Source organism: Flavobacterium sp. I-STPP5a (genome assembly GCF_009764685.1).
Taxonomy (GTDB): Bacteria; Bacteroidota; Bacteroidia; order Flavobacteriales; family Flavobacteriaceae; genus Flavobacterium.
On sequence record NZ_VHLM01000024.1, the window covers coordinates 1 to 7449 of the forward strand.

The 7449-nt window shown below is 32.4% G+C and carries 7 protein-coding genes, 2 tRNA genes and 2 rRNA genes; 10 read left to right on the forward strand and 1 reads right to left on the reverse strand.

Translation table 11 applies throughout. From position 1 onward, the window contains the following. From FJV36_RS05910 to FJV36_RS05955, 10 genes are all read left to right on the forward strand, one after another. A 23S ribosomal RNA gene (locus FJV36_RS05910) occupies positions 1-124 on the forward strand; the annotation flags it as partial. A gap of 126 nt (positions 125-250) precedes the next feature. After that, positions 251-360: ribosomal RNA gene (rrf, locus tag FJV36_RS05915) — 5S ribosomal RNA — on the forward strand. Between the two features lie 58 nt (positions 361-418). Beyond that, a tRNA-Phe gene (locus FJV36_RS05920) sits at positions 419-491 on the forward strand. 6 nt (positions 492-497) lie between these two features. Further along, a tRNA-Leu gene (locus FJV36_RS05925) sits at positions 498-583 on the forward strand. Positions 584-724: 141 nt separating this feature from the next. Beyond that, entirely contained in the window at positions 725-1201 is a 477-nt protein-coding gene (locus FJV36_RS05930; RefSeq protein WP_158727913.1) for a hypothetical protein, read from the forward strand. 396 nt (positions 1202-1597) lie between these two features. Continuing rightward, entirely contained in the window at positions 1598-2467 is an 870-nt protein-coding gene (locus FJV36_RS05935; RefSeq protein ID WP_158727914.1) for an ABC transporter permease, read from the forward strand. A 610-nt stretch (positions 2468-3077) separates the two neighbouring features. Beyond that, a complete protein-coding gene (locus FJV36_RS05940) occupies positions 3078-4373 on the forward strand; it encodes an ABC transporter ATP-binding protein (RefSeq protein WP_158727915.1) in 1296 nt (431 codons plus the stop codon). A 6-nt stretch (positions 4374-4379) separates the two neighbouring features. Beyond that, a complete protein-coding gene (locus FJV36_RS05945; protein ID WP_158727916.1) occupies positions 4380-5015 on the forward strand; it encodes a CmcI family methyltransferase in 636 nt (211 codons plus the stop codon). Further along, on the forward strand, positions 5012-5743 hold the full coding sequence (locus tag FJV36_RS05950) for a bifunctional 2-polyprenyl-6-hydroxyphenol methylase/3-demethylubiquinol 3-O-methyltransferase UbiG (protein ID WP_158727917.1): 732 nt from the start codon (positions 5012-5014) through the stop codon (positions 5741-5743). Before FJV36_RS05945 ends, FJV36_RS05950 begins: the two co-directional genes overlap by 4 nt. Further along, entirely contained in the window at positions 5736-6542 is an 807-nt protein-coding gene (locus FJV36_RS05955; RefSeq protein WP_158980912.1) for a glycosyltransferase, read from the forward strand. The genes FJV36_RS05950 and FJV36_RS05955 overlap by 8 nt, the downstream gene beginning before the upstream one ends. Here the strand turns inward: FJV36_RS05955 and FJV36_RS05960 are convergent. Continuing rightward, complete coding sequence (locus FJV36_RS05960) at positions 6498-7400, reverse strand: IS1595 family transposase (RefSeq protein WP_158728025.1); 903 nt, start codon at positions 7398-7400, stop codon at positions 6498-6500. The two genes, FJV36_RS05955 and FJV36_RS05960, sit on opposite strands and share 45 nt — an antisense overlap. Between the last annotated feature and the right edge of the window lie 49 nt (positions 7401-7449).

Genomic DNA, 7449 nt, shown 5'->3' on the forward strand with positions numbered 1-7449 from the left:
CGAAACCCACCACAAGATGAGATTTCTTTTAAGGGTCGTGGGAGATGACCACGTTGATAGGCTATAGATGTAAAGGCAGTAATGTCATAGTCGAGTAGTACTAATAACCCGTAAGCTTATGTACACCTTTTCTCCCGACTACGGTCGGGAGAAGAAACTTTCTAATACTTTTTATGTTCTTTATCTCAGTATGTTAAGATATTGTGTAATGTTAATTGACCAAAGTCAATTACCCATTGCAAAACGACCTTAAGGTGGTTATTGCGGCGGGGCTCACCTCTTCCCATCCCGAACAGAGTAGTTAAGCCCGCCTGCGCAGATGGTACTGCAGTTATGTGGGAGAGTATGTCGTCGCCTTTCTTTGAAAGCCCATTCTAATCGGATGGGCTTTTTTTATATCATTACTTTATACAAGTAAGGTACCTTAGCTCAGATGGTAGAGCAATGGACTGAAAATCCATGTGTCCCTGGTTCGATCCCTGGAGGTACCACAACCAGCTCGGATGGTGAAATTGGTAGACACGCTGGACTTAAAATCCAGTGAACAGCAATGTTCGTGCGGGTTCAAGTCCCGCTCTGAGTACATAGAGAAACCCTTCAACACTGTCGTGTTGGAGGGTTTTGTCGGTTATACAAGTCTTTATTTTAATTTTACTTGGTATTTTTAAGGATGCTTTCTTTTTTTTATTTGTAACTTAGCAAAGCTGTTTTAAATTCAAATGATATGAAAAATATATTTTATTTAGGTGTACTGTTTGTTGGTATTGGCTTTCAAAGTTGTCAAAATACAACTTCAGAAAAGAGATCGATTCAGAAAGCTTCAAATCAAGAAAAACCACTTTCTGTTGCTTGTTACGTATCTGTTTATGAAAAAGACAGCATTCAGTTGGAATTAAATACCTTTAAAGATGGTAAGGTCAATGGGGATATGGTCATGAAGTTTTATAATACGGCAGTCAAGAAAGGCAAACTTTCAGGAGTATTTAGTGGTGATACTTTACTAGTTAGTTATACTTTTATTGAAGGAACAAATGAAAAGATAACCTTTAAAAATCCTATGGCCTTTTTGAAGCGTAATGATTCTCTTGTTTTGGGAAATGGAAAAATGCAGACGACCATGGGTGCTACTTATTTTGTTAAAGGGGAACCGATTGATTTTGATCGTGTTAAATTTAAGTTTACTTCGGTTGATTGTGAGTAAGTATTTTTCAGATGTAAAATTCGCTATTTTGAGCTTAAAATCTTAATCTGGAATTTATAATATTGTACATACTATTTGAGTTCTTGTTGATTGGTTTGGCATAATACCGTTTACTGCTAAGTAACGGCCAAAAATTAATGTCGTATACGAGACATGCTTAAATATTTTCGTACCACGGATTTGAAAGATTAATACAGATTAAAAAACATTTTAATAATTGTTTCATATTTTTATACTGTGACAATTTATCTTTCCAATTAGTTATATATTTCAGTTGACCTATTATTTATTTAGCACAATAAACATAGTTTGTTCGACTATTTTTTTATTTGATCAGATTTGAGTTTTTTTTAAGATATCTACAAACCTCTAATTTTAAATTATATTTCACTAATAATGACGCCGAACGAACATACCAATACCACGTGGCTGTTTGAAATAACACCTAAGAATAAATTTTTTTCACTCAACTTAGCAGAGGTGTGGCAGTACCGCGATTTATTGTTCCTTTTTGTGAAACGCGATATCGTTACCGTTTACAAGCAAACGGTTTTGGGACCCCTTTGGTATTTCATTCAACCTTTATTTACTAGTCTAACTTTTACTATTGTTTTTAATAATTTAGCAGGAATAAGTACAGGATCTGTGCCTCCATTTTTGTTTAATTTAGCTAGTATTACGGTTTGGAATTATTTTACCGCTTGCTTAACGGGTACTTCTAATACTTTTGCTTCAAATGCTGGGATTTTTGGTAAGGTTTATTTTCCTAGGATCATCGCCCCTTTAACCGTGGTCTTATCCAATTTGATTAAATTTTTTATCCAGCTCTTTATATTTATTTGTTTTTTTATTTATTATTACAGTCAAGATGCTTCAATTTCTACCAATTCATGGACTCTTTGCTTTCCTTTTGTAGTTGTTCTTTTAGGAGTTTTAGGTTTGGGTTTTGGAATGATGATTTCGTCTCTTGTTACTAAGTATAGGGATTTAACGTATTTAATAGGTTTTGGTGTTCAGTTATTAATGTATATTTCGGCCGTTTTTTTTCCTTTGGATTTAATTGCTGTTAAAATACCTAATTATGCTTGGCTAGTACAATACAACCCCTTAGCATACTGCATCGAGGCAACACGATACATGCTGCTTAGTACAGGAAGTTTTCCTATTTGGGGAATGGTGTATACGTTATTTTTTTCTTTAGGAGTTTTTCTAGTGGGACTGTTATTGTTCAATCATACGGAAAAGAAATTTATTGATACAGTATAAAGAGAGAATTTAGTAGTGAGAAGTGATTTGTAAGTTGTGAAAAGTTCATAGTTAAAACTTTAAATTGAGATGTGAATAGTTGGGAATACTGAGTAAGAGATGAAACACGAAAGTAATTAAAGTGCTACTGATTACCCTAACTACTCTATATATATAAAGAGTTAAAGGTCTTGATAAAGAGTACGGATTTAGTGTTACAAGTGAACGGGACGGAATAGCCTAGTTATTTATGATGATGAGAAGTGTGGCTTACTAAGTCAAATGAGAAAAGCAGTAGTTAACTTACCATCAAAAACAACTACATTCGCTTTAATGAAAGGAGATAAAGAGCTGTAAAAGTTTCGGAGTTAGTAAAGGCAATATGTCATTGCAATTCGGTTAAGGTTTGTGATACAAACAGAAACTCTTAACTAGCAACTCATTTATTTTAAAAAGATTTTTATTGAATTTAAGCATTGTATGAAAAAAATGGGGAGTGAATTGTGAGTGGTTAAGTGCAATTTTATCAAGTGAGTAAAAAAAATACAGATACTATAAAGAAAAGTAAAATGAAGCGTAATTATGAATAGTAAGATCATTTAAACTATTCCTTATTCACTTCTCGCACATTATGAAAGACATTATATTAAAAGCAGAAAATATTTCAAAGCAATACCGTTTGGGTACTGTTGGAACCGGTTCCATAGTTCACGATTTGAATCGATGGTGGCACCAAATTCGGGGTAAGGAAGATCCTTATTTGAAAATTGGGGATACCAATGATCGATCTACCAAAGCGGAGAGTGATTATGTTTGGGCGCTACAAGATATTAATTTTGAAATTGAGCGCGGTGAAGTGATAGGTATTATTGGTAAAAATGGAGCTGGTAAGTCAACCTTACTTAAGATTTTGTCTCGTGTTACGGCACCTACAACAGGTAGCATTAAGTTTGGTGGTCGTGTGGCTTCTTTGCTTGAAGTGGGGACGGGTTTTAATGGCGAAATGACTGGTCGCGAAAATATTTTTTTGAATGGTGCTATTTTAGGGATGACCAAAAAAGAAATTACCTCAAAACTCGATGAAATAATCGAATTTTCAGGTTGTCAGCGGTACATTGATACGCCCGTAAAACGTTACAGTAGCGGGATGTACGTGCGTTTGGCCTTTGCAGTAGCAGCTTTTTTGGAGCCTGAAATCTTAATTGTAGACGAAGTTTTGGCCGTAGGTGATGCTGAATTCCAGAAAAAAGCCATTGGCAAAATGCAAGATATTTCTACTAGAGGGGGAAGAACCGTTTTATTTGTGAGCCATAATATGGATTCAATTATGAGATTGTGTAGTAAAGCGATACTGTTAAAAAACGGAAAAATCATTGATTATGATATTACTTCAAAAGTTATTGATAATTATTTGAAATCTGAATACGGGACAAGTTCTTATAAAAAATGGAATGATAAAAATTTATTCAGTAATATCGTAAGAATTATAGATGTCAAAGCTCATAATAAAAATTTAGAAGCTAAAGAAAATTTTAAAATTATAGAGTCTGTGGGTATTACTATGCAATATGAAGTAATTGAAGAAGGTAATAAAATACATGGAGCTTTTAATTTTTATGACAGAAATGGTATAAATATTTTCGATGCTCATGAGAATAATACAATTAACTATAGTGATAAAAAGAAATGTGGGGTATATGAAACGACAGCCTGGATTCCTAAGAATTTACTTTCTGAAGGTGTTATTTTAGTAGGTGTTGCCTTGGTTACTCATGACCCTTTTATAGTACATTTTCACGAGAAAGATGTTATTGCTTTTAATTTGATTGATGATGTAGATAATAGTCCAACGCGCGGGGATTATGTTGGGAGTTTACCTGGAATAATAAGGCCACTATTAAAGTGGGAATCAAAAAGTATAATTTAAAATAGCATGTTTAAAAAAAGAATACCTAAAGACGAAGAAATCAAAATTTCAATACAATCTATTTCTGACGGACATCATCACGTTACTTACAAAGGTGTTAAAGCTATTAGATGCCCATTTGATTATCTTATCTATCAAATGATTATATGTGAGGTGGAGCCGGACTTGGTAATTGAAATAGGTACTAATATCGGTGGAGGGGCACTTTACATTGCTGACTTGCTTGATAGTTTGGGAAAAGGGATTGTGCATACTATTGATATTATTTCTCAGGCAGATCCAAAAGTTAAGGAACATAAACGTATAAAGTTCTTTACAGAAGGCTGGGATAATTATGACCTAAATCTAGCGAAGGGATTTAACAAAGTTTTGATTATTGAAGATGCATCGCATATTTATAAAGATACTCTCGGAGTGTTAAACAAATTTCACGGTATTGTATCAGTAGGTTCCTACTTCATAATTGAAGATGGAATTATTAATGAATTAGGATTAGAAAAAGAATATGAAGGCGGCCCACTTAAAGCAATTCGCGAATTTTTGCCAAGTTATCCAGAATATATTGTTGATAGAAAATGGTGTGATATGTTTGGTAAAAATGCAACATTCAATGTAAACGGATATTTAAAAAAGATAAAATGAGAAGTATTATAAGCAGAGTTGTAAGTGGAATTAAAAAAAATTTATTAGTTAAAGGAGATACTTATGATTTTAATAAATCTAATCCATTGGGGAACAACGGAGAAAGAGTAGATATTCAATTACAACGAGTTTTTAATTTTGATAAATTGGATGTCTATCAAAAAAATCATTACAAGCGTTATGAATATGCGAAGGATATCATTAATTCTGGAGATGTATGCGGTGATTTTGCTTGTGGAACAGGATATGGGTCCGTAATGATTTCAGACAAAGCAAATAATGTTATTGGAGCAGATTTGGATAGTGAAGTAATTACAGCAATTAGAGAGCGGTATAAGAGAAAAACTAATATTAGTTTTTTAAATGAAAATTTATTGAATCTTAAATTTTATAATTTATTCAACACCATAATATCTTTTGAAACTATCGAACATTTTGCTGAAGAGGATATTAAATTGCTATTAAAAATATTCGCTAAATCGCTTAAAGAAAATGGACAACTGATCTTTTCAACACCCTATAGGCAGGAAAGAAGTGCAGGGGCAATAAAGCTTGGTTTTCATTTGACCTTTGATATTGATGAAAATAAAATTAATGGATGGTTACATGAAGCAGGATTGAAAACTGAAAGTTTCCAGTATCAAAACTATGATACTCATGACATACAAAAAAATTTAGAAAAAAAAGATTTTATTATTTGTATAGCACGAAAAATAACTAATGGCTAAAGTATCTATTTGCATTCCTGCATATAATCAGGTACAATATTTAAAACGAACCATTGAGTCCGTTTTAAAGCAAACCTATACTGATTATGAAATAATTATTACAGATGATTCACCCACAGATATTGTTTCTGAGTTAGTGCAAAAATATCAATCTGAAGGAAAAATACAGTATTACAAAAATGAAATTCCATTGGGAAGCCCTGAAAATTGGAATGAATCCATAAGAAAATCATTGGGCGAATATGTTAAAATAATGCACCATGATGATTATTTTACAGATGAAAATAGTTTGTTTGAATTTGTGAAAATGTTAGATGAAAACCCCAATTCTGATTTTGCATTTAGTGCAGCTATAGCTGTGAACATTAATAAAGATAAAACTTGGATACATTGTCCAACCGCTGAGCAAATTGAAAATTTATTTAAAGACCCTTATATTCTTTTTACTGGAAATTTTATAGGTCCACCGAGTTCGATAATACATAGAAGAAATATAAATTTAATCTATGATGAAAATTTAAAATGGGTAGTTGACTTTGATTTTTATATTCGACATCTAACTAACAATAATTTTTTTATTTTTACAAATAGACCATTAATAACTAGTATTAGTGGTGCTCTACATAATGTAACACTGTTATGTGAGAATGATAAAAATATTGAAATTCACGAGTATTTGTACTTGTTCAATAAGATATCAATAATAAAAAAAAAGTTATATTTAAAAAAAAGGTATATTAATTTTTCGAGTTACTTACTTAATGACTACGATTTGCTTCCAACCCTGATGCGGATGTGAGACTAATCGTTTGAATATATTATCAAAAATAGAATCTTTGTAAATTGACCTGTTCAGTCGATAAAAATATTCATCTAAATATTTTTGGAGATGTTCCTTTTTGACGTGTGATTGAATCGTTCTTATTGCAGTTTTTACCTGATGAATAATAGTGTGCATTTCTTTGAAGTTTTTCCCAGGAACGCTTTTTTCTTGGACGATGTTATAGCTCTTTGCTATTATTTTGTAAGCTGTCCATTGGTCTGTTTTAATATTCGCATCTTTACTTATATGCTCGTCAAATAATGGTTTTATTGACTTTGCAGAATAATCATCAATAACATTTGCATAACCTCTTTTTATCTTTCCTTCATCTGTCAGCTCAACAGCACAAGCAACTTTTGCCTTTTTGCTATCGTAACTTCTACCTTGTTTTCCTGTTTCTTTTCCGCCAACTACAAATTCATCAACTTGTACATTTCCTGTCATTGGATACTGTTTTGAGGACTTCATCGCAAGTCTTACTTTTTGCATAAACAACCAAGAAGTCTTTTGAGTTATTCCATAGCGTTTTGCCGCTTGAGTTGAGGATATTGATTTGGTTGTACAAGTCATTTCAAAGGCAATACAAAATGCTTTTTGAATTCCAAATTTAACTCTATGAAAAAGAGTTCCTGCCGTTGCACTCTCTTTATATCTACATTTGGTACACTCTCTTTTATTGTGTTTTTCAAAATAAACATACTTCGTATTCTCGCAACGTTTACATCTATAGCCGTCTTTCCACTTCTCATTGGCTATAAATTCACGGCAACTTTGGTCGTCTGGGAATGTCTTTATGAACTCTAAAATATTCTCCCCCTGAAATATACTTTCCATATCCTTGTATTTACTATAAATATAAGTGTTTTTTAAGTAAGTAACTCTA

What these genes read in the sequence shown, in the direction of transcription:
- FJV36_RS05930 (WP_158727913.1), top strand. Translation starts at nt 725, where the DNA reads ATGAAAAATATATTTTATTTAGGTGTACTGTTTGTTGGTATTGGCTTT.
- FJV36_RS05935 (WP_158727914.1), top strand. Translation starts at nt 1,598, where the DNA reads ATGACGCCGAACGAACATACCAATACCACGTGGCTGTTTGAAATAACA.
- FJV36_RS05940 (WP_158727915.1), top strand. Translation starts at nt 3,078, where the DNA reads ATGAAAGACATTATATTAAAAGCAGAAAATATTTCAAAGCAATACCGT.
- FJV36_RS05945 (WP_158727916.1), top strand. Translation starts at nt 4,380, where the DNA reads ATGTTTAAAAAAAGAATACCTAAAGACGAAGAAATCAAAATTTCAATA.
- FJV36_RS05950 (WP_158727917.1), top strand. Translation starts at nt 5,012, where the DNA reads ATGAGAAGTATTATAAGCAGAGTTGTAAGTGGAATTAAAAAAAATTTA.
- FJV36_RS05955 (WP_158980912.1), top strand. Translation starts at nt 5,736, where the DNA reads ATGGCTAAAGTATCTATTTGCATTCCTGCATATAATCAGGTACAATAT.
- FJV36_RS05960 (WP_158728025.1), bottom strand. Translation starts at nt 7,400, where the DNA reads ATGGAAAGTATATTTCAGGGGGAGAATATTTTAGAGTTCATAAAGACA.